This is a genomic window from Synechococcus sp. RSCCF101 (genome assembly GCF_008807075.1).
GTDB lineage: Bacteria > Cyanobacteriota > Cyanobacteriia > PCC-6307 > Cyanobiaceae > RSCCF101.
Map to the genome: position 1 here is coordinate 2,954,066 of NZ_CP035632.1, position 20,469 is coordinate 2,974,534.

20 protein-coding genes, 1 tRNA gene, 1 other RNA gene and 1 pseudogene are annotated in these 20,469 nt (G+C 68.2%); 14 read left to right on the plus strand and 9 right to left on the minus strand.

Annotated elements, in window-relative coordinates; all coding sequences use genetic code 11:
* The first annotated feature begins 14 nt into the window (after positions 1-14).
* The 10 genes from EVJ50_RS14265 (at position 15) to EVJ50_RS14310 (ending at position 8,670) form a co-directional block, all read left to right on the plus strand.
* Positions 15-317 carry a hypothetical protein gene (locus EVJ50_RS14265; RefSeq protein ID WP_150884718.1) on the plus strand — a complete coding sequence of 101 codons (303 nt, stop codon included), beginning with the start codon at positions 15-17 and terminating at the stop codon, positions 315-317.
* A complete protein-coding gene (locus tag EVJ50_RS14270; protein WP_225322976.1) occupies positions 299-1,027 on the plus strand; it encodes a ubiquinone/menaquinone biosynthesis methyltransferase in 729 nt (242 codons plus the stop codon). Before EVJ50_RS14265 ends, EVJ50_RS14270 begins: the two co-directional genes overlap by 19 nt.
* Before the next feature lie 263 nt (positions 1,028-1,290).
* Complete coding sequence (locus EVJ50_RS14275) at positions 1,291-2,037, plus strand: EAL domain-containing protein (protein WP_191964800.1); 747 nt, start codon at positions 1,291-1,293, stop codon at positions 2,035-2,037.
* A gap of 69 nt (positions 2,038-2,106) precedes the next feature.
* A complete protein-coding gene (gene glyQ, locus EVJ50_RS14280) occupies positions 2,107-2,991 on the plus strand; it encodes a glycine--tRNA ligase subunit alpha (RefSeq protein WP_150884720.1) in 885 nt (294 codons plus the stop codon).
* A gap of 43 nt (positions 2,992-3,034) precedes the next feature.
* Positions 3,035-5,137, plus strand: a complete 2,103-nt coding sequence (locus EVJ50_RS14285; RefSeq protein WP_150884721.1) for a ComEC/Rec2 family competence protein — start codon at positions 3,035-3,037, stop codon at positions 5,135-5,137.
* A gap of 144 nt (positions 5,138-5,281) precedes the next feature.
* Positions 5,282-5,368 (plus strand) — tRNA-Ser (locus EVJ50_RS14290).
* Between the two features lie 120 nt (positions 5,369-5,488).
* Complete coding sequence (locus tag EVJ50_RS14295; RefSeq protein ID WP_150884722.1) at positions 5,489-6,079, plus strand: hypothetical protein; 591 nt, start codon at positions 5,489-5,491, stop codon at positions 6,077-6,079.
* Between the two features lie 6 nt (positions 6,080-6,085).
* A complete protein-coding gene (locus EVJ50_RS14300) occupies positions 6,086-6,601 on the plus strand; it encodes a hypothetical protein (RefSeq protein ID WP_150884723.1) in 516 nt (171 codons plus the stop codon).
* 18 nt (positions 6,602-6,619) lie between these two features.
* Positions 6,620-7,024 (plus strand): hypothetical protein, encoded by a 405-nt coding sequence (locus tag EVJ50_RS14305; RefSeq protein WP_150884724.1) that lies wholly within the window; start codon positions 6,620-6,622, stop codon positions 7,022-7,024.
* Between the two features lie 122 nt (positions 7,025-7,146).
* On the plus strand, positions 7,147-8,670 hold the full coding sequence (locus EVJ50_RS14310; RefSeq protein WP_150884725.1) for an IS1182 family transposase: 1,524 nt from the start codon (positions 7,147-7,149) through the stop codon (positions 8,668-8,670).
* Between the two features lie 129 nt (positions 8,671-8,799).
* Here the strand turns inward: EVJ50_RS14310 and EVJ50_RS14315 are convergent, their stop codons facing one another.
* Positions 8,800-9,042, minus strand: coding sequence for a hypothetical protein (locus EVJ50_RS14315; protein ID WP_150884726.1), 243 nt, complete (start codon positions 9,040-9,042; stop codon positions 8,800-8,802).
* Between the two features lie 128 nt (positions 9,043-9,170).
* Here EVJ50_RS14315 and EVJ50_RS14320 point away from each other — a divergent pair, with 128 nt between their 5' ends.
* On the plus strand, positions 9,171-10,373 hold the full coding sequence (locus EVJ50_RS14320) for a glycosyltransferase (protein ID WP_150884727.1): 1,203 nt from the start codon (positions 9,171-9,173) through the stop codon (positions 10,371-10,373).
* A 66-nt stretch (positions 10,374-10,439) separates the two neighbouring features.
* Complete coding sequence (locus tag EVJ50_RS14325; RefSeq protein WP_225322977.1) at positions 10,440-11,162, plus strand: sugar transferase; 723 nt, start codon at positions 10,440-10,442, stop codon at positions 11,160-11,162.
* A gap of 2 nt (positions 11,163-11,164) precedes the next feature.
* On the opposite strand, the gene cbiB is transcribed toward EVJ50_RS14325, so the two are convergent.
* The 6 genes from cbiB to EVJ50_RS14355 form a co-directional block, all read right to left on the minus strand.
* Positions 11,165-12,202 carry an adenosylcobinamide-phosphate synthase CbiB gene (cbiB, locus tag EVJ50_RS14330; protein ID WP_150884729.1) on the minus strand — a complete coding sequence of 346 codons (1,038 nt, stop codon included), beginning with the start codon at positions 12,200-12,202 and terminating at the stop codon, positions 11,165-11,167.
* Positions 12,199-13,284 carry a hypothetical protein gene (locus EVJ50_RS14335; protein ID WP_150884730.1) on the minus strand — a complete coding sequence of 362 codons (1,086 nt, stop codon included), beginning with the start codon at positions 13,282-13,284 and terminating at the stop codon, positions 12,199-12,201. Before EVJ50_RS14335 ends, cbiB begins: the two co-directional genes overlap by 4 nt.
* Before the next feature lie 8 nt (positions 13,285-13,292).
* Entirely contained in the window at positions 13,293-14,288 is a 996-nt protein-coding gene (gene ilvC / locus EVJ50_RS14340) for a ketol-acid reductoisomerase (RefSeq protein ID WP_150881805.1), read from the minus strand.
* Between the two features lie 72 nt (positions 14,289-14,360).
* A complete protein-coding gene (locus tag EVJ50_RS14345) occupies positions 14,361-14,969 on the minus strand; it encodes an ATP-dependent Clp protease proteolytic subunit (RefSeq protein WP_150884731.1) in 609 nt (202 codons plus the stop codon).
* A 48-nt stretch (positions 14,970-15,017) separates the two neighbouring features.
* The gene (locus EVJ50_RS14350) at positions 15,018-15,695 is read right to left on the minus strand and encodes an ATP-dependent Clp protease proteolytic subunit (RefSeq protein ID WP_150881806.1); all 678 of its coding nucleotides are present in this window, start codon (positions 15,693-15,695) and stop codon (positions 15,018-15,020) included.
* Between the two features lie 29 nt (positions 15,696-15,724).
* Positions 15,725-16,807 (minus strand): PIN/TRAM domain-containing protein, encoded by a 1,083-nt coding sequence (locus tag EVJ50_RS14355; RefSeq protein WP_191964801.1) that lies wholly within the window; start codon positions 16,805-16,807, stop codon positions 15,725-15,727.
* Positions 16,808-16,993: 186 nt separating this feature from the next.
* Here EVJ50_RS14355 and EVJ50_RS14360 point away from each other — a divergent pair.
* Positions 16,994-17,884, plus strand: a pseudogene (locus tag EVJ50_RS14360) (coproporphyrinogen-III oxidase family protein); the annotation flags it as partial.
* Positions 17,885-18,062: 178 nt separating this feature from the next.
* Here the strand turns inward: EVJ50_RS14360 and panB are convergent.
* Entirely contained in the window at positions 18,063-18,884 is an 822-nt protein-coding gene (gene panB / locus EVJ50_RS14365; RefSeq protein ID WP_150881807.1) for a 3-methyl-2-oxobutanoate hydroxymethyltransferase, read from the minus strand.
* Positions 18,885-18,921: 37 nt separating this feature from the next.
* Here panB and ffs point away from each other — a divergent pair.
* Positions 18,922-19,018: signal recognition particle sRNA small type (gene ffs, locus EVJ50_RS14370), an RNA gene on the plus strand.
* A gap of 138 nt (positions 19,019-19,156) precedes the next feature.
* Here the strand turns inward: ffs and ftsZ are convergent.
* Positions 19,157-20,272 carry a cell division protein FtsZ gene (gene ftsZ / locus EVJ50_RS14375; RefSeq protein ID WP_150881808.1) on the minus strand — a complete coding sequence of 372 codons (1,116 nt, stop codon included), beginning with the start codon at positions 20,270-20,272 and terminating at the stop codon, positions 19,157-19,159.
* Positions 20,273-20,469 lie beyond the last annotated feature (197 nt).

Sequence of the window (20,469 nt, forward strand, 5' to 3'; positions counted from 1 at the left end):
GCCTGGTCCTTTCGATGGATCACCCGCTGATCACCGCCGCTGCCCTGCTGATGGTGGTGGCGGTGATCACTCTCGTGGGCTGGGCCCTGCAGCTGATGCAGTCGGCCATCGACCGGCGCGAGTTCTCCCTGATGCTGGCCGGCTGCATGGTGTGTTCGGCGGCGGTGGGCCTGGCCACCGTGATGCTGATCACCTTCTCCCACAACACACCGCTGCAGCAGCAGCTTGGCCTGGGTCGTTCCGTCGTGGATGCCCAGGACGTCGCAGGCGTCAGCCTGGACGCCATCTCCCTGCCCGAGTGGACCGCGGACCTGTGAGTGCCGGTGCTGCCGATCCGGCGTCGGTCTCTTCGCTCTTCAACAGCCTCAGTCCTTCCTACAACCGTCTCAACGACGCCTTCAGCCTGGGGTTGCATCGGCTTTGGAAACGACGTGCCGTGGCCTGGCTGGCTCCCGCGCCGGGGCAGCGCGTCATCGACCTGTGCTGCGGAACCGGCGATCTGGCCCTGGTGATCGCGGCGAAGCTGCGGCCCGGCGGGGAGGTGATCGGCATCGATGCTGCGGAGGGTCCCCTCGCTCTGGCGGCACGACGCTCCGCCGCGATGCCCTGGCTGCCCGTGCGCTGGCAGTGCGGGGATGCTCTGGCGACGGGGTTGCCCACAGCGGCTGCCGATGCCGCCGTGATGGCCTACGGCCTGCGCAACCTCAGCGATGCGGGCCTGGGGTTGCGGGAGATGCACCGGCTGCTGCGGCCGGGCGGCCGGGCGGCGGTTCTCGATTTCAGTCATCTCCGGCCCGACCAGCTCCCACCGGGGCTTCCGCGCTGGCAGGCCGCCGCCACTGCCGGTCTGCAGCGCCAGATGCTGCGCCGGGTGGTGGTGCCACTCAGTGGCTGGGCCGGACTCTCCGATCACTACGCCTACCTGGAGCCGAGCATTGCCCGCTTCCCCTCGCCGCACGATCTGGAGCGGCTCGCTGTGGATTCCGGCTTCCGCCATGTGCGTCATCGCCCGCTTGCGGGGGGCTGATGGGCCTGCTGGAGCTGCGTGTCTGAACCCCGCTGGATCGGCCGCACCTGGACGTGAGGAATCTCACGCAACTCACACATCAAAGAACCATTCTCAGATCGTGTTTGCACAGTTTTAGACAGCCTTGCCCGGAGTGGATCTGAAGCGCTCACGTTCGCTGTGAACACTGAGGCCCCACAAGGCCCGGAAGCGACCTGGCACAGGGAGCAAGTCAGTCGGTACGGGTCTTGCATACGTTGGCGTTGCGACCGCGTGCTCCTGCCTTGGAGAACTTCCACATCCAGCCGGTGATCGATCTTGCCTCGAATCGCGTCTGCGGTGGTGAGGTCCTCTGGAGGCCCGATGGCGCACCTCCCTCTCCCGAGCAGCAGGCCGCACTGGAGGAGGACCCGGTCCTCAACACAACCATCACCCAGCAAGCGTTCGTCTTCGCTCTCCGCCAGCTCGAGCGTCCCCAGGGTGGTGTCTGGCTGGCCGTGAATCTCTCCTGCCGCTATGTGGGGTCGGGAATGGGGTTCTTCCGTCCCATCTCCCGCATGGTGCCGGATCTCGACACCATGCGCCGACGCGTGGGCCGGCGCCTGCTGATCGAAATCACCGAAAAGGGGATTGCCGGCCACGAGGAGTCGGCCTTCATCAATGAACTGGCCCAGCTGCACACGCTGGCGGTGGATGACTTCGGCATCGGCGACGGTCCGCTGTCTCACATGCTGAAGCTCGATTTCGGCAAAGTGAAAGTGGATCGTTCCGTGATCAGCGGCATCGATGCCGATTCCTACCGGCAGCGTTTCCTCCGCTGGCTCGTGGCCGGCTGCCATTCCATTGGTGCCGATGTCTGTGCTGAGGGGGTGGAGACTGAATCGGAACTCGCCTTCCTCCGCCGCCTCGGGATTAATCAGGGCCAGGGCTGGCTGTGGAGCAAGGCCTTGCCGCCGGAGCAGTTCGAGTCGATGGCGCTTCAGGATCAGGCCATCACCTTCCGGCCCGACCCCATGGCCATCAGCGTCTGAGCGGCCCGCGGCTCACCACTGTCTTCTGGGATCATCGGGGCTGGCCGCTCTCTCCGGCTCAGCCCCGCCATGCATTTCCAGAACCTGATCGCCACCCTCAACAGCTTCTGGGCGGAGCGGGGATGCCTGCTCCTGCAGCCGTACGACACGGAGAAGGGGGCGGGAACGATGAGTCCCCACACCGTCCTGCGGGCCCTGGGCCCCGAGCCCTGGGCCGTGGCCTATCCCGAGCCCTGCCGCCGACCCACCGATGGGCGCTACGGGGACAACCCCAACCGGGCCCAGCACTACTTCCAGTACCAGGTGCTGATCAAGCCGTCGCCTGAGGGCATCCAGGAGACCTATCTCGCCTCCCTGGAAGCGCTCGGCATTCATGCGGCCGAGCACGACATCCGCTTCGTGGAGGACAACTGGGAGTCACCCACTCTCGGAGCCTGGGGTGTGGGCTGGGAGGTGTGGCTCGACGGCATGGAGGTCACGCAGTTCACCTACTTCCAGCAGTGCGGCGGCATGGATTGCCGGCCCGTGTCGATCGAGATCACCTATGGCCTGGAACGCCTGGCCATGTACCTCCAGAACGTGGAGAGCATCTGGGATCTCAGCTGGAACGGCAGCTGCCGCTACGGCGATATCTGGCTGCCGTTCGAGAAGGGCCAGTGCCGCTACAACTTCGAGGCCTCCAATCCGGAGCGCCTGAAGCGTCTGTTCGCGCTCTACGAGGAGGAGGCCACCGATCTGATCGGCCGTGAGCTGCCGGTGCCGGCGCTGGATTTTGTGCTCAAGTGCAGCCACACCTTCAACCTGCTCGAGGCCCGGGGGGTGATCTCGGTCACCGAACGCACCGCCACGATCGCCCGCATTCGCACCCTGGCCAGGCAGGTGGCCGAAGCCTGGCTGAGCGAACGCGAAGCGCTCGGTTTTCCACTGCTGAAGCCTGTCCCGGTCGCGCCCTGAGCCGGTTCGGGGAATCCCCTGGAGCAACCTCCAGGGGATTCCGGTGCTGCTTGCCTTCGTCGGGATCGCCCTTGCCGCTCTGAGCCTGGGTGCGGTGTCGATCCCCGTCTGGCTCCGTCTGGCTGCCGCCGGGCTGCTCGCGATGGCGGGCTGGCGGTGCATCGAAGGCGGGGTAGGCCGTCCGCGCCGCTTTCTGGCCGCCCTGGTGATGCCCGCGCTCATGGCCTGGTCGCTCTGGCTGCAGCCCCGCCCGTCGCTGCTGGACCCCGTCCATCGCATTCCCGCTGGGCAGGAGCGCAGTGCAGCGCTCAGCCTGGTGGGTTCCGTTGCGGAGACTCCCCGCCCCTGGCGGAGCGGAGAGGGGTGCAGCGCCGTTCTGGCGGTCCGTGGCGGGCGCACGGCCCTCAGCCTCAAGCCCTGCCCGCCCGACCTTCGCGCCGGCTCCCGCCTCCGCGTGACCGGTGAGCTGCGCCGGCCGCTGCCGGCGGCCCATCCCCTGCTGGATGATCCGGCGGATCGACTGTCCGGCCAGGGGATCTGGACCCGCATGACCCCGCAGCGGATCGAAGGACTCGGGCAGCGGCCGGCTCCCCTGGCCGCTCTGCGGCTGCGCATCGCCTCGGCACTGATCGGCCGTGGTGGAGAGGCCTCGGGTGGCCTGCTGGCGGCGCTGGTGCTGGGCGGGGCCGTGGTGCCCCTGCCCGAGGGCCTCACCACCGCGTTCCGGGCGGCCGGGCTCTCGCATGCGCTGGCTGCCAGCGGCTTCCACCTTTCGGTGCTCCTCGGCGCCGCCATGGCCCTTGGCCGCCACCTGCCGGTGCTCCCACGACGGCTGACCGCAGCCGGAACACTGCTGCTCTTCCTGATGCTGGCCGGTCCCCAGCCCTCGGTGGTGCGGGCCGTGCTGATGGGCGGGGCGGCGCTGCTGGCGATGGAGGCCTCCCGGCGGACCCGGCCCATCGGCGTGCTGATGCTGACGCTGCTCCTGATGGCCCTGGTTCACCCGCCCTGGCTGCGCACGGCCGGTTTTCAGCTCAGTGCAGCGGCCACAGCGGGCCTGATCTGCAGTGCGGGCCCACTGCAGCGCGTTCTGGCAGGAGATCAGCCCTCCGCCTGGCGGCGCTGGCTCGCACCGGCGGTGGCTGTGCCGGTGGCCGCCTCCCTCTGGACGCTGCCCCTGCAGCTCTGGCATTTCGGCACCACCCCGCTCTATGCCATTCCGGCCAATCTTCTGGTCACACCCCTCCTGGCCCCGCTCACGATTGCGGCCGCCGGTCTGGCGCTGGTGGCGCTGGTCGTTCCCCCCCTGCTGGGGCCACTGGCCACGCCTGTGCTCTGGGGAGCCGCTCTGCTGCGCCACCTGGTGTCGGGGCTGGCCGCGCTGCCGGCCGCACAGCTGCACACGGGCCGTCCTGCATCGCTGCTGGTCGGGTTGCTCGTGATGGCTCTGATCCCCTGGCTTCTGGAGGGCTTCCGGCGCTGGCGACCCGGGGCGCTGGCGATGCTTGCGGCCGTGGTCCTGGTGCATGCGGGGCTGCTGTGGAGCGATCAGGTGCTGCTGGTTCATCGCTTCGGCCAGGACTGGCTGCTGGCCCGTCACCACGGCCGTGCCGCCCTCGTGGCCACCACCGCGGACGAACGCAGCTGTCGGCTGGCCGGCCAGCTCGTTCACGCCCTGGGCCACCAGGCTCTCGACTGGGTCGTGCTGCATGACCCGGTCCCCGCTCCCGACATGGGCTGCTGGGAAGCGCTGTCCGCCCAGGTGCTGTCGCCGGCTCACGGACGTCGGCTCGGGCCCGGCCAGCGTCTTCACAGTGATGGCCTGGAGTACACGCCGCTCTCGGCCGCCAGCACGGCTGCCCTGCTGCGGCTGGGAGGCCGTCCCTGGCTGCTGCTGCCCGACCGGCCCGCTCTGCTCAGCATCGCTTCGGCGCAGGCTCCGTCACCTCCAGTGGGCGCTCTCGACGGGCTCTGGCTTGGTGCCGCCCCGTCAGTCAGCGAGCTCGCCTGGCTGGACCGGCAGCCCCACCGTCGCCTCTGGCTGAGTGGTGCTCCGCCCTCGGGCGGGGCGCCGAATCGCCGGCGCGGTGCCCTCGGGGAGGCGGCCCACACCGGCGTGATCGGTTCCCTCATGGCCCGTCTCTGACCATCCATGCTCTTGGCTCATGCGTTGCGACGGCACCCTGATCGCTCCGAGATCGTCCGGGACGAAGGCCCGGCCGTACAGTTCGTTCGTGCTGGATGGTTGATCCGGCATCCCCCGCCGGGTCCCAGTCCCGGTGCGGCGCTGGGAGAGGTGGCAGAGTCCGGTTGAATGCGCACGACTCGAAATCGTGTAGGGGTCACACCCTCGTGGGTTCGAATCCCACCCTCTCCGTTTCCCATCCGCCCCCTGCACGGGCGGTCGCAGCCACGCCGGGAACCGGGCGGTCCGTGGATTGCCCCCCCCTGACGCGGACGCTACGGTCCGGTTCGCCTCATCCCTGCTGCGCCGACGATGCTTGTCCGAGCCGCGGCTGTTGCGATTGCATTGCTGGTGCTCCCGGCCTGCGGCGGTGGCGATGAGCAGGACAGCGCCGAGACGCCGGCAGCCGATGAGATTCCGGCCGCGGCTCCCCCGCCGGTGATCGAGGCAGTTCCTCCCGCGGTCGCCACCACCGGACTCACTCCGTTGCCGACCGCGCAGCGTGTCGTCGATGGAATCCCTCTGGGCCGGGACGATCCATTCCTTCCGGCACCAGCCCTGGAGGGAACCGCGGAACTGGTCGCCGCGCAACTGGAGGCCGAGGCCATCCTCGCCACGATGGACCCTGACGGTGGCCTGTCCCAGCAGGACCGGGCTGCGGTGATCGAGGAGATCAACAGCACCTTCGAGGGCCTCGAGATCACCGGCTTCATCCGCAGCCGCGGTCGGCAGAGGGTTCTGGTCGATTTCAACGGCCAGACCGGCGATCTGGCCGTCGGCTACGTAGGTGGTGCCGGACGGCGCCTGCTTCCAGACGGCTGGACACTGGAGAGCATCCGAGCCGACACGGGCGTGGTGATCTTCCGCAACGGCAACCGGGTCGCAGAACGACGCATCCTCTGACAACTCATGCGATCACGAATCCTCGTCCCCCTGCTCCTGGCCCCGCTTCTGGCGATCGCCGGCCTGAGTTCCCGCTCCCGTGCCGCCGATCTGCCGGACATCCCGGTGGAGACCGTCGATGAGCAGGCCTCGCTCCTCGCCGCTCAGACCTTCTGCCTGGAACGCCTGCGGGGAGCCGCCGAGGCCGAGGCGGAAGCGGCCTCCCTGGCGGCCGTCTTCCCCGCCTACGAGCCGATCCTGTCGCTCAGTGCCGATGAGCTGATGGCCGCCGCATCGGCCTATTCGCGCCGGCTGTGTCCCTATGCCTTCCCCGGACTGGCCGTGAAGGCGGCCGAGCAGCGCAGGGAGCAGTTTCTGGCGGAGCGGTCGGTCACCGGCGTCCCGGTCGGCGCACAGTTCACCTCGGTTGTCAGACCCCGACCCGAGTGCTTCGTCAGTGATTCACTCATCCGCTTTGCCCGCGCCGGTGGCCGCGCCGTTCTGCCGGAGTGCGGCAAGGAGTTCAACCCCGGTCTCCGCTGAGCCGATGAGGATGCCGCGATGACGCTTCACCCCCAACCGAACAGGATCAGCGCCCGATCGGTCACCGGACTGGCGGCGACGGCGGTGCTCCTGCTGTTGCAGGGTTGTGCCTTCCTCCCGCTGGGGCGCTGGCTTCCATGGAGTTCGGAAGGACCGGAGCTCGAGCTCAGCCTCCCCGGCCAGCCTCCTGGACCCGAAACGGATGTGCCCGGGGAGGGCTCGGCAACGGAGCCGGAGCCCGAGAGCAGTGAGCGGCGTGTGGTGTCCACAGGGCTGCCCTACCTGCGTGAGTCGCTGGCCACCGAGCTCAGGGAGAGTCGGGCCACGCTGGAAGCGGAGGTGGCCCGCTTCGATGACCGTCTCAGGACGATCAGGCTGAAGGCCGAGGAAGCGGCCGCGGAGGCCGCCCAGCAGACCGAGTGATGGCCGTCCGCCGACTCCCTAGGAATCTGTCGCGCGTAGATCAGCGGACACTCTCTCCACAGGCGCCGGCGAATCTGCCCAGACCCCAATGACTGCAATGGTTCTGCGGGCGAGAATGGGTCATGGTCAAGCCCAAGTCCTTCCGTCCCTGGAACCCTGAGCAGACCCTGCTGTTGCCACCGTCCCCGGTGGAGTGGCTGCCTGAGAACCACCTGGTGTTCTTCCTGCTGGATCTGGCCGCTGAACTGGATCTCGAGGCAATTCACGCCGTTTACCGCCAGAAGGATCCACGGGGGGAGAAGGCGTACGACCCCAGGATGATGGTGGTGCTGCTCCTGTACGCCTACTGCGTCGGTCTGCCCAGCTCGCGCAGGATTGAGAAGGCCTGCTGGGAGGACGCTGCCTTCCGGGTGCTCACCGGCAACCAGCAGCCCGATCACAGCCGGATCAGCGAGTTCCGCCGCCGTCACCTCGGCGCCCTGGCCGGGCTGTTTGTTCAGGTGCTGCGGCTCTGCCAGAAGGCGGGGCTGGTGAGCCTGGGTCATGTGGCCCTCGATGGCACCAAGGTCCGGGCCAATGCCAGCAGGCACAAGGCGATGAGCCACGAGCGGATGCTCAAAAGCGAGAAGCAGCTGGAGACCGAGATGCGGGCGCTGCTGCGCAAGGCGGAGCTCCTCGATGCCCAGGAGGACGGCCAGTACGGCAAGGGCAAACGTGGCGATGAACTGCCGCCGGAGCTGCAGCGACGCGCCAGCCGGCTGGAGTGGATCCGCAAGGCCAAGGCGGAGCTGGAGGCAGAAGCCGCAGCTGCCAACGCCCGCCAACGAGAGGAGCAGGCCGAGGTTGCCGAGCAGGACATGGCAGACGCGGAGGACAGCGGGGATGCCAGGGCCAGCAAGCGGGCAGTGCGTCGCGTGCGAGGTGCCCGCAAGCGAGCCGATGATGCCCAGAAGCTGGCGATCGAAACCGCCCTGGCGGCAGGTCTGGAATCACCTCAGATCAGGGCAGCCCGAGATCCGCTGGCCATGCCGAGCAGGCAGCTGCCCACCGATGCAGCCGGCAACCCCAAACTCCAGGCCCAGCGCAATGTCATCGACCCGGACAGCCACATCCTCAAAGGCTCCGGCGGCTGGGTTCAGGGTTACAACGCCCAGGCCGCCGTGGATGGGGATCACCAGGTGATCGTGGCCATCGGGGTGAGCAACCAGCCCAGTGATGCGGTGCACCTGCTGCCCATGCTCGAGCGGGTCCAGGCCAATACCGGCCAGGTACCCGAGGCCTTGATCGCTGACGCCGGCTACTGCAGCACCAGCAATCTGGAGGCCTGCGAGCAAAGGGGACTGGCGGCATACATCTCCACCAGCCGGCAGCGGCACGGCCAGAGGCCCAGGCCATCAAGGGGGCCAGCGCCCCGGGGTCTGGATGCCCGCGGGCGGATGGACCGCAAGCTGCGCTCGAAAGCCGGCCAGGCGACCTACGCCCTGCGCAAGACCATCGTGGAGCCGGTGTTCGGCCAGATCAAGGGAGCCAGGGGGCTGGATCGCTTCCGGTTACGGGGTCTGGAGAAGGCGAACGGGGAGTGGGCCCTGATGGCGACCACTCACAACATCCTCAAACTGTTTCGGGCCTCGCTGGCCATGGCCTGAGGGCGGCTTGTTCCTGACGGCAATGCTGGGATTTGATCCCCCTCGATCCCAGACCAGGGGCTCATTCAGGACGAGTTGGCCTGAGCTCAACGCGCGACAGACTCCTAGCGGTGTGACGGCTGACCCGCCTCAGGAGTGAAAGAGCAGCACCAGGCCCTGGCTGACCTGATGAAATTCACGCTCCTCCCGGCTGAGGTCCAGACCCACCTCAAGCCCCTCCTTGAGGGCATCCTCGAAGGGAGGTGTGCTCGGCGATGAGTCGGAGCACCACACCGCCGCAATCCCTACTGGTGTGGCATGCCAGCTGAAGCGATCCGTCCTGCCGATCGACGGTTCGCTCAGGGCGTCTTCCAGGAGGGCGCGGATGGCCATGACAGTGCTGGAGCGATTCAAGCTTCCTGAATCCGCCCATCGCTGACAACGCCCTGAGAGCTTTCGTGACGTGCGCTTTGCCCTGTCGCGATCCTCTGAAGACTCAGGCGTAGGCTCGGCCGAGATTCGTGAGCGGGCCGCTGAGTCTCCCCGACAGGATTGCCCTGGTTCACGAATGGTTCACCCCCCGATCCGTCGGTGGCAGTGAGCAGGTCGTGCAGGCGCTGGATCAGTTTCTGAACGCCGATCTCTTCGCACTGGTGGACGGCGAATCCACCCGACCCTCCAGCTGGCTGTACGGACGTCGTGTCCGCACCAGCTGGGTGCAGCGTCTGCCCTGGGGGGTCTCCCACGTGCAGCAGTACCTGCCCCTGCTGCCCGTGGCGATCGAGCACCTCGATCTGGCGGACTATCCGCTCGTGCTGAGCAGCAGCCATCTCGTGGCCAAGGGGGTGCTGACCGGGCCGGACCAGTGTCATGTCAGCTACGTGCACACCCCGGCCCGCTACGCCTGGGACCAGATGCAGGCCTATCTGAGGCGATCAACCCTGGCTCGCTCACCCCTGGGTCCGCTGATCCGCTGGCAGCTGCACCGGCTGCGGCAATGGGACAGCCTCTCCGCCCAGCGGGTGGACCGGCTGGTGGCCAACTCCCGCTTCACCGCCAGCCGCATCTGGCGCTGCTGGCGGCGGCGGGCGGCCGTGGTGCACCCGCCCGTTGCGGTCGATCGCTACGCCCCTCAGGGCGATCGCGACGACTTCTACCTCAGTCTCTGCCGCCTGGTGCCGTACAAGCGGGTGGACCTGGTGGTGGAGGCCTGCAACCGGGCCGGCCTGCCCCTGGTGGTGGCCGGGGATGGGCCGGAGCGGCGGCGCCTCGAGGCCCTGGCCGGTCCCACCGTGCGCGTGATCGGGCACTGCTCCCAGGAGGAGGCGCGCCGGCTGATGGGCTCATGCCGGGCTTACGTCTATGCCGGTCTCGAGGATTTCGGCATTGCGCCCGTGGAGGCGATGGCGGCCGGGGCCCCGGTGATCGCCCTGGCCAGGGGCGGGCTTCTGGACACCGTCCGCTGCCTGGCGCGGGGCGATGTGCACCCCACCGGATTGCTGTTCCCGGAGCAGTCGGCCGAGTCTCTGTGCGAGGCGCTCGAGTGGTTCGAAGCCAGGGCGGGCTGGCGTGATCTGCCCCCGGACGGCCAGCGCGAGTGGGCCGAGCAGTTCAGTGAGGACCGCTTCCGCCGGCGCATGCAGACGCTGCTGGAGGCGACCTGGAGCCAACATCGCCGCCGGCAGCGTCGGACCCACACTCCCCTGCCTGTGCCGTTGGACTGAGTGACCCCTCACGCCTTTGCTGGCGTGTTCATTGGTCTTGGATGCGTCTGAGATTCGTCGGTGTCCTTGGCAGGTTCGCTGCTCCGCCCCTATTCCGGACGGCCCCTGCCGCTGCTGAAGGTCCCCCCTTCGCCAGCCTCGGCCCGCTGGCTGATCCGCAGCCAGAGCCGTCGCGCCCGCACCCTGAAGCGGACCGGCGACATCGTCTTCTCCCTCGCAGTCCTCCTGCTCGGCTCGCCGCTCTACCTGGTCCTCGCTCTGCTGGTGAAGCTCACCAGCCCGGGTCCGGTCTTCTACGTGCAGCGTCGCGTTGGCCGTGGCTACCGCTCCTTCGGCTGCATCAAATTCCGCACGATGCGGGTGGATGCGGATCGCGCCCTCGCCGATCTGCTGGCCCGGTCCCCCGAACTGCGGGCCGAGTATCAACGGGACTTCAAGCTGAAGCGGGATCCCCGCATCACCCCGATCGGGGTCTTTCTGCGCCGCTCCAGCCTCGATGAACTGCCCCAGTTCCTGAACGTGCTCCGCGGCCAGATGAGCGTGGTCGGCCCGCGCCCCATCGTTTCGGCCGAGCTGGAACGCTACGGCTCCTGCATGGACGAGGTGCTCTCGGTCCGACCGGGACTCACCGGTCTCTGGCAGGTTTCGGGTCGCAACAACCTCAGCTACCGGCGCCGGGTGCGCCTCGATCTGGCCTACTCACGCGACCGCAACGTGGCGCTCGATCTCGCGATCATCATCCGTACCATTGGCGTGATCCTCTTCCCGATGGATCGCGGTGCCTACTGACATCAGCCTGATCCACTGACGGGGATTGCCAGAGCCACGCCGGCGACGCCCACCAGCCAGATCAGCATCAGACGTCGGGTCAGCAGCAGCATCCGCTCGATGTCAGCGGGCGTCACCGACCGGCCGCCCGCTCCCACCGGTGGCTTGATGGTGATCTCGCCGCCGTAGTGGTTGGCTCCGCCCAGTTCCACCCCGATCACCCGGGCATAGATGGCTTCCGAGAGCCCCGCGTTGGGAGAGGCATCGGCCCGGCCATCGCGGGCAGCGGCCTGCACCAGCGGCAGCCAGCGCCGCCACAGCCCGGCCGCCGGGGGCAGGCTGAGGGCCACCAGGCGCGCGGGGAGCCAGACGAGGGCGTCATCGAGCCTGGCGCCGGCGGTCCCGAGCCAGCGCAGCCGCCCGCGCCGGTAGCCCAGCATCGAATCAAGGGTGCTGGCGGCCTTCATGGCCCAGGCCAGCGCCAGTGGACCCGGCATCCACAGCGCTCCCGCCAGCCAGACCAGCGACCCGAGGAGCATCCAGAACAGGGGGGCGAAGACGCCGTCCACGGCGTTCTCACTGGCGGTCTCCGCCGCGGCCCGGAGAATGCCGCCCCGATCGAGCCGCTCCACGTCCCGTCCCACGATCCAGGCCAGTCGCCGGCGCGGGCCATTCAGGCTGCCGTCGTCCTCCGCCAGGGCGGCCAGCACCCCCCGAACCGCGTCCGTCAGGCTGCGCCAGGCGAGGGCACTGGCCAAAGCCACCACCAGGGGGATCCAGCCGATGGGGCTCTGCAGGGCCAGGCGCTCCAGCACCCAGCCGCTCCCACCGCTCACGAGCACCAGGCCTGCCGTGATTGCTCCGCCGGCCAGCCGCAGCCGGATCGGAGAATCGCCGGCCCAGCGTTCCCCGCCGTGGCGCAGGCGCTCGATGCCCCACCCCATCACCTGCACGGGATGCGGCCAGGAACGCGGGTCGCCGATCCAGGCATCGAGGACGACGGCGGCCAGGACCGGTGCCAGGGGCCACAGCGCGCTCCAGAGCTCGTGCCATGGCTTCACGGCACCGCGCCGGGCCTGGGGCGCGAGCTGTGGGGGACCACGGCCATCGTCAGGAAGAGCAGCAGCAGCAGCGGCAGCGCCAACTGGAGGCCGATGCCCTGGGCGATGGCACCCATGGCCACACTTCCCAGCAGCCCGCCGACTGCGCCCGAGCGGCGCAGCACCTGCCAGGCCAGGCCGGGATCCGTCCGCTCCGGCAGATTCCCCGCCAACGCTGCGTCGCTCGTGGCCGCGAGAAGGCCGATGGGAACGAACAGAGCCACGGCGCTCCAGCCGGCCATCAGCTGAGTGAGTCCCAGCAGAGCCGCCAGGGCGGCAAAGCTGGCGCTCGTGGAGCGGAGCCGGGGCATGCCGGCGGGAAGCACTCCCCAGAGGGCCCGGCCGAGTCCGTAGGCCACCAGCACCATGGCGAAGTCGAAGCAGCGGCCCTGATCCACCGTGCGCACCCACAGGGGCAGCAGGGCGAACAGCCCTCCGAACAGGGCTCCCTGCAGCAGGCCGGCCCCACTGAGCCTGGCCCGCATGCTGTCCGGGTGGCGGCCGTTGCCATCGCTGTCGTCCCCGGACCCGGCGCGCGAGCTCTGGCTCAGGGCCAGCGGCAGCAACAGCACCAGGGCCGGTGCGAACTGGGCCGGGGCGGGAAACAACAGCGCGGTCAGCAGCAATCCGAGCAGCCCGCCCAGCTCCGCTGCGGACCGGAGTCCCTCAGCCGTTGCGCCGGGGCGCTCCAGCAGGCGCTGCTGCAGAGGCAGCTGACTGCTCTCCCTCCCCAGCCCGAACAGCAGGCTGGCAAGAAAGCAGATGGCGATCAGCCAGACCGTGTTCTGCGCTGGCAGGCTCCGGGCTCCGGCCAGGCTGGCGGCCAGCAGCATCAGCAGGCTGAGTAGCTGGAGACCGTAGGCGGAGGGTTTCGGCCGCAGGGGCAGCAGGGCCGGCAGGGTGACGACCGCCGGCAGCAGGCCGTTGAGCAGCGGCGAGCGGCTCAGGCCACTCACCAGCCAGGCGGTTGCCGCCAGGCTCAGGCTGGATCCGGCCTGGGAGGACCCCCAGGCCAATGCGGCGGACCGGGCGCCCGAGCGCACCCAGGCGATCAGGCGGCGCGCAGCCAGCTGAACATCGATCTCAGACCTTCACCCACCTGCTCGACGGGATGCTCCGCGTCCTGCTGACGCCATTCGCCCATCCGCGGCTTGCCGGCTTCGCACTCGGCCACGAAGTTGCGGGCGAAGGTGCCGTCCTGAATGTCGCTCAGGATGCGCTTCATCTCGGCTTTGGTGTCGGCGGTGATCACGCGCGGGCCACTCACGTAGTCGCCGTATTCCGCGGTGTTGGAGATCGACTCCCGCATGGCCGTCAGGCCGCCCTTGACCATCAGATCCACGATCAGCTTCACCTCGTGCAGGCATTCGAAGTAGGCCAGCTCGGGCTGGTAGCCGGCCTCCACCAGGGTCTCGAAACCGGCCTTGACCAGAGCGCTCAGGCCGCCGCACAACACCGCCTGTTCCCCGAAGAGGTCGGTCTCGGCCTCCTCCTTGAAATTGGTCTCGAGGATGCCGGCGCGGGTGCCGCCGATGGCCTTGGCGTAGGCCATGGCCAGCTCGCGGGCCTGGCCGGAGGCGTTCTGCTCGACGGCGAACAGGCAGGGGACACCCTGGGCGTTCTGGTATTCCCAGCGGACGGTGTGGCCCGGGCCCTTCGGCGCAATCATCACCACATCCACATCGGCCGGGGGCTGAATCAGGCCGAAGCGGATGTTGAAGCCATGGGCGAAGCTGAGCACCTTGCCCGGTTTGAGGTGCGGTGCGATCTCGGCGCTGTAGACGGCCTGCTGCGCTTCATCGGGCAGCAGGATCATGATCCAGTCGGCACGCTCGGCGGCCTCTGCCACGCTGAGCACCTCAAGGCCGTCGGCCCGGGCCTTCTCGGCCGAGCGGCTGCCCTCGTAGAGGCCCACCACCACATCGATGCCGCTGTCCTTCAGGTTCAGGGCATGGGCATGACCCTGGGAGCCGTACCCGATGATCGCCACCGTTCTGCCGTTGAGAAGGCTCAGGTCAGCATCGGCGTCGTAGTACAGGGTGGCCATCCGTGGGAATGCAGGCGCAGACAGACCGATGAGTGTATCGGCGCGACCTGCATGGCCCGGGCTGGCCGGGCCTCAGCTGCGCGCGGCGTCGGGGTCCTCGATCACCCGGTCGATCAGGCCGTAGTCCTTCGCTTCGGCAGCGCTGAGGAAGTAGTCGCGGTCAGTGTCGCGCTCGATCTTCTCGAGTGGCTGACCGCTCATTCCTGCGAGGCTGCGGTTGAGCATGTCCTTCATGCGCAGGATCTCGCGCGCTTCGATCTCGATGTCGCTGGCCTGCCGTTGACTCGTGCCACCGAGGGGCTGGTGGATCATGATCCGGCTGTGGGGCAGGGCCACCCGCTTGCCCTTGGTGCCGGCCGCGAGCAGAAACGCACCCATGGAGGCCGCCAGACCGACGCAGATGGTCACGACGTCGGATTTGACGTACTGCATCGTGTCGAAGATGGCCAGTCCGGCGGTCACCGAGCCGCCGGGGGAGTTGATGTACAGATAGATCGGCTTGCTGCTGTCCTCGGAATCGAGGTACAGCATCTGGGCCACCAGGCTGTTGGCCACGCCGTCGTTGACCTCCTGCCCGAGAAACAGGATCCGCTCGACGCCGAGACGGGTGTAGATGTCGACCCAGCGCTCGTACTGGCTGCCGGGAAGGCGGTAGGGGACGCTCGGAGTGCCGATGGGCATGGTCAGGAAGTCTGTTGAGGGTGTGTGGAGGGAAGAGGGAATGGCGGCTCAGGCCACCGGTACCGGGGCTGGGCTGGGGAGATCCTTGCGACTTCCGAGAACGCGATCGATCAGCCCGTAGTCCTTCGCCTGTTCGGGGGTGAGGTAGCTCATCCGGTCGGAGTCGCGGCTCAGTTCCTCCACTGAGCGCCCGGTGTTGCTGGAGAGGATCTCGAGCATGGAGCGCTTGTTGTGCAGCACCTCCTGGGCACGGATCTGGATGTCGGTGGCCTGGCCCTGAGCGCCGCTGCGGGGTTGATGCAGCACGATCGAGGCGTGGGGAAGCGAGGCCCGCTGACCCTTGGTTCCGGCCGAGAGAATCACCGCTGCAGTGCCCATCGCCTGGCCGATGCAGATCGTGTGGATCGGCGGTTTGATGTAGCGCATCGTGTCGCAGACAGCGAAGGCTTCCGTTTCAAAGCCGATCGCATCGCCTGAGTACCAGCTTGTACCGGTGGAATTGATGTAGAAATAGATCGGCTTCTCCGGATTGTCGAACTCCAGATAGAGAAGCTGAGCGATGATCAGCTCGGTCACATCCATGCCGAGCTGCCGTTTGGTGTCGTTGTCGGAAAAGAGAGGCAGTCCGAGGTAAACGATCCTCTCCTTCAACATCAGGGAGGGCAGATCCGGTGGCGGGGTGCGCATCACGGCCGAATCACCGTAATAAGGGGCCGAAACCGTCATCGCCGCTCGCGAGTTGTGCTGTGTCGACCCTAGCGGGGGTGTGCGGGCCTGTGGTCGCAGCGTGCGAACACCATGCGACCGGCGGATGTCTGCAGGGCGCCGGTCACGGTCACCGGCAGCCGCTGGCCGATGCGGTCTCGCGCCCCTTCCACCACCACCATCGTGCCGTCCTCGAGGTAGCCCACCCCCTGCAGCGCTTCCTTGCCCTCGCGGACGATCTTGAGTTTGAGCTCGTCACCGGGGCGAACCTCCGGCCGCAGGGCGATCACCAGATCACTGAGGTTCATCACCCGCAGCTCCTGGACCCGGGCGACCTGGGCCAGGTTGTAGTCGGCCGTGAGCAGGGTCCCGCCAGTGTCGGAGGTGAGCAGCAGCAGCTTGTCATCCACCCCCGCGCCCTCGTAGCGGGTGCTGTTCACCACCAGGCGGCGGCCGTAGGTGGAGCGCAGCTCGGTGAGCAGCTTCAGCCCCCGGCGTCCCTTGCCCCGTTTCTCGGCATTGGCTGAGTCGGCCAGGGCCTGCAGCTCATCGATCACGGACTGGGCCACGATCACCTGCCCTTCGAGCAGGCCACAGGCCAGCAGGGCACGGATGCGCCCATCGATGATGACGCTGGTGTCGAGAATCTTGGCCGAGGCCGGCGTGAGCACGCCATCGGCCACCAGCAGCGCTTCGGCGGCGCCGGGATTGAACAGCCGCAGCAGCGTGCGGCCGTGCACCTCGGCCAGGTTGTACCCCAGCACCCCGAAGAACACGTTGCTGAGCACCGCGGCCAGCGGCTTGATCAGGATGACCTCCCACGGCAGCGGCAGCAGCAGGATCGGGGCCAGCAGCAGGTTGGCCACCAGCAGTCCGAGGATCAGGCCCACCGACCGGCTGATCAGCAGGTCGGTGGGCATGGTGCGCACCTGCTGCATCAGCTTCTGGCGCAGCTGCTGGAAGAAGACCCCCGCCAGCAGGCCGAAGAAGGCGCCGAAGCCCCCCATCACCGTGCGCAGCCCCTCCGGGTTGGTGACCTGCACCAGCATCGATTCGGGCAGCAGATCGACGCCGAGCCATCCGGCCGCCCCCCCCGAGACCAGGAACAGCACCAGGATGAGGACTTCCACCATGAGAGGCGTGCCGGTCCATGTCGTGCGGTACGAGGGCAGCATGCCCCATTCCCCGCGGTGCGGCCCGGGCCCCTGCCGCAGCGTTGTGAGTTCGTGATCGGCTCCGCCCCCCGCCTCTGGCCGCCGCGCAGTGCCTACGTGCACGTGCCCTTCTGCCATCGCCGCTGCTTCTACTGCGACTTCGCGGTGGTTCCCCTCGGCGATCGGGCGGACGGGGGGCGATCCGGCTCGGTGCAGGCCTACCTGGAGCTGCTGCAACGGGAGATCCACGCCGCGCCGCACGGACCGCCGCTCTCCACGATCTACGTGGGGGGCGGCACACCCTCCATCTGTACCCCCGATCAGATCGCCGGGATCCTCAGGAGCCTGCGGCAGCGCTTCGGTCTGGCTCCCGGAGCGGAGGTGACCCTGGAGATGGACCCGGCCAGCTTCGACCGTCCGCGCCTGGCGGGCATGCTGGACGCCGGCATCAATCGCGTCAGCCTCGGGGGGCAGAGCTTCAGCGACGTCATGCTCGAGCGTCTCGGTCGGCGGCACCGGCGCGTTGACCTGGAGCGGGCCGGAGGCTGGCTGACGCAGGCCCTTCTGAGCGGTGACCTGCGCAGCTGGAGCCTGGATCTGATTCAGGCCGCTCCCGGCGAGACCCGCCACAGCTGGGATGAGCAGCTCTGCCGCGCGATCGCGCTCGGCCCTCCGCACCTCTCCATCTATGACCTGAGCGTGGAGCCCGGCACGGTGTTCGCCAGGCAGCGCGACCGGGGCGCCCTGGTACTGCCCGACGAGGATCTGGCGGCGGACCTGATGCTCCAGACCGCAGCCACACTGGCGCGTCACGGCTATGGCCACTACGAGATCTCGAACTTCGCCCTGCCCGGGCACGCCTCCCGCCACAACCGCGTCTACTGGAGCGGCGCCGGCTGGTGGGGCTTCGGGCTGGGAGCCACCAGCGCCCCTGCGGGCACAAGGGAGAGCCGGCCCCGGACCCGAGCTGCCTACGAGGCCTGGTTGCGGGATCGGCTGACCCCATCAGAGGCTCCTGAACCCGGCCTGTTGGCGCTGCTGCCCTTCGATGAGCAGGTGCTGGTGGGACTCCGGCGCCGGGAGGGGGTGCACCTGAGCCGGCTGGCTGAGGCCTGCGCCATTGAACCCGCCGCCCTGGCCGACCTGATCCAGCGTTGGCAGCCTTGGCTCCAGAGCGGCCTGCTGCAGCGTGCCGGGGGGCGCTGGTGGCTCAGCGAACCGGAGGGAATGGCCCTCAGCAATGGCCCGTTGCGGGAGCTGCTCGACTGGTGGGATGCGTGGCCGGATGCTGCTGCTGCTGAAGAACCCAGTCCCGCAGGGTCTCCCCGAACAGCCGACCCCCCTCCAGCAGTGGCGGGCTGAAGGGCGGGGCGGCCTCGCTGAGGCCCAGCAGATCCGCGCTGACCCTGACCTGGCCGTCGCAGTCGTCACCGGCACCGATGCCGATCACCGGGATGCTCAGGCGATGGCGCAGTCGGCCGGCCAGGGTTGAGGGGATGTGCTCCAGCACGAGTGCGAAGCAGCCGGCGGCCTGAAGGGCCAGTGCCTGCTGCTCCAGGCGCTCCTGGCTCACCGGATCGCCGCCCTGGCGGCGGTAGCCGAGCTGATGCACCGACTGGGGCGTGAGGCCGACGTGGCCCATGACCGGGATGCCCATCCGCACCAGCCGGTCGATCACCTCCAGGATCTCGGGCTCGGCGCCCTCCACTTTCACCGCGGCCGCCGGCGCCTCCTTGAGGGCGCGGCCGGCGGCCGCCACCGCGTCATCCGGTCCGCACTGGTAGCTCAGAAACGGCAGATCGCAGATCAGCAGCGGCTGGAGATGGGGCGGGGGCAGGAGCCCGCGCCCTACAGCCCGGCAGTGGTGCAGCATGTCCTCCAGGGTGACCGGAAGGGTTGTGGCATGGCCCAGGGCGGTCATGGCCAGGGAATCTCCCACCAGCAGCACATCGGCACCGGAGTCCTGCACCCACCGGGCCGAGAGAGCGTCCCAGGCCGTGAGCGCCAGGATCGGCCGGCCGTGGCGTTTGTATCGGATCAGATCGTCAGGACGCACGGCAGAGAACCACCAGCGCCCTTGCTAGCATTTGACTGACTCGGACCCATGCGGTTCCGACGCCCAAATCTGGTCAGGACCGGAAGGGAGCAGCCACACGGGATGCTCAGAGCAGGCGTGGACTCCGAGTCACCCATTTCACCGGAGCTGCTGCGTTCAGCGAACAAGCGCCGATCCAGCTAATGGTGCATGGCTCTTCGTTCGCATCACGGTGGACATTGAATTGAATATTCAGGAGTCAGATCCACAGAACTCTGACTCCTGAATGCATCTCAAGGGTGATCGGGACGTTCCTTGCGCTTGCGCAGAAACTCCGGAATGGCCGCTCCGGCCCCCTCGCCGAGTGCCGGAGTGCTGGGAGCCGATGTGGGCACGGTGGAGAAGTGGGGCTGGGCCGGCCGCTCGGAGCGATAGCTCTCGCTGCCTTCGAAGCCGGTGACAATCACCGTCACATGGATCTCTCCCTCCTGCCGCTCATCCACCACGGCACCGAGGATGATGTTGGCCTCGGGATCCACCACGTCGTAGATGACTTCCGAGGCTGTTGTCATGTCCTCGAGAGTCATGTCGCGCCCACCGCTGATGTTGATCACACAGCCCTTGGCTCCATCGATGCGGGCGGACTCGAGCAGGGGGCTGCTGATGGCGGCCTGAGCGGCTTCCACCGCTCTGGAGCGCCCGGACCCGACACCGACACCCAGCAGGGCCGTACCGGCCTCGCTCATCACCGAACGGACGTCGGCGAAGTCCACGTTGACCAGGCCGGGTCGGGTGATGATGTCGGTGATGCCCTTGACGCCCATCCGGAGTACGTCATCGGCTGAGCGGAAGGCTTCCTGGAGCGGTGCTCCGGAGATCGTGTCCCGCAGACGGTCGTTGGGAATGACGATCAGTGTGTCGACATGCTCGGCGAGGCGGGCGATGCCCTCATCGGCCTGGCGCTGCCGTTTGCGGCCCTCGAAGGAGAAGGGTTTGGTGACGATGCCGACCGTGAGCGCGCCGACCTCCTTGGCTACCTCGGCCACCACCGGGGCGGCACCCGTGCCGGTGCCCCCACCCATGCCCGCGGCGATGAAGACCAGATCGGCGCCTTCCAGGTTCTGCTGCAGTTCCATGCGCGACTCCTCGGCCGCCTTCTGCCCGATGGTCGGGTTGCCGCCGGCTCCCAGCCCCCGGGTCAGCTTCTGGCCCAGCTGGATGCGGTGCTGGGCTGCCGAGAGGAGCAGAGCCTGGGCGTCGGTGTTGAGCACCCGGTAGCCGACACCTTCGAGATCCGATGCGATCATGCGGTTGACCGCATTGCTGCCACCACCTCCGACCCCGATCACCTCGATCCTCGCGCTCTGACTGGGAACGATGCCGTTGGGGCTGCCGTTGGCGTGGGTCATCGCCGCATGCTCGGGATCAGAGGTCGCAAGGGGAATGGGAAGCGTGGTGTCCGTCTGCACCTGTGGGCCACACCATTCGAGTTCCGCAGCATTATGTCGTCATTGGCTTCGGTTTTCCGAAAGATCCCAGCCAGTTGCCCGATTTGCGTGGAAATGCAACCCCGGTGCCTGAGGATCTGCCCTCGCTCTTGACGGAT

What these genes read in the sequence shown, in the direction of transcription:
- EVJ50_RS14265 (WP_150884718.1), top strand. Translation starts at nt 15, where the DNA reads ATGGATCACCCGCTGATCACCGCCGCTGCCCTGCTGATGGTGGTGGCG.
- glyQ (WP_150884720.1), top strand. Translation starts at nt 2,107, where the DNA reads ATGCATTTCCAGAACCTGATCGCCACCCTCAACAGCTTCTGGGCGGAG.
- EVJ50_RS14295 (WP_150884722.1), top strand. Translation starts at nt 5,489, where the DNA reads ATGCTTGTCCGAGCCGCGGCTGTTGCGATTGCATTGCTGGTGCTCCCG.
- EVJ50_RS14300 (WP_150884723.1), top strand. Translation starts at nt 6,086, where the DNA reads ATGCGATCACGAATCCTCGTCCCCCTGCTCCTGGCCCCGCTTCTGGCG.
- EVJ50_RS14305 (WP_150884724.1), top strand. Translation starts at nt 6,620, where the DNA reads ATGACGCTTCACCCCCAACCGAACAGGATCAGCGCCCGATCGGTCACC.
- EVJ50_RS14310 (WP_150884725.1), top strand. Translation starts at nt 7,147, where the DNA reads ATGGTCAAGCCCAAGTCCTTCCGTCCCTGGAACCCTGAGCAGACCCTG.
- EVJ50_RS14315 (WP_150884726.1), bottom strand. Translation starts at nt 9,042, where the DNA reads ATGGCCATCCGCGCCCTCCTGGAAGACGCCCTGAGCGAACCGTCGATC.
- ilvC (WP_150881805.1), bottom strand. Translation starts at nt 14,288, where the DNA reads ATGGCCACCCTGTACTACGACGCCGATGCTGACCTGAGCCTTCTCAAC.
- EVJ50_RS14345 (WP_150884731.1), bottom strand. Translation starts at nt 14,969, where the DNA reads ATGCCCATCGGCACTCCGAGCGTCCCCTACCGCCTTCCCGGCAGCCAG.
- EVJ50_RS14350 (WP_150881806.1), bottom strand. Translation starts at nt 15,695, where the DNA reads ATGACGGTTTCGGCCCCTTATTACGGTGATTCGGCCGTGATGCGCACC.
- EVJ50_RS14355 (WP_191964801.1), bottom strand. Translation starts at nt 16,807, where the DNA reads ATGGTGGAAGTCCTCATCCTGGTGCTGTTCCTGGTCTCGGGGGGGGCG.
- ftsZ (WP_150881808.1), bottom strand. Translation starts at nt 20,272, where the DNA reads ATGACCCACGCCAACGGCAGCCCCAACGGCATCGTTCCCAGTCAGAGC.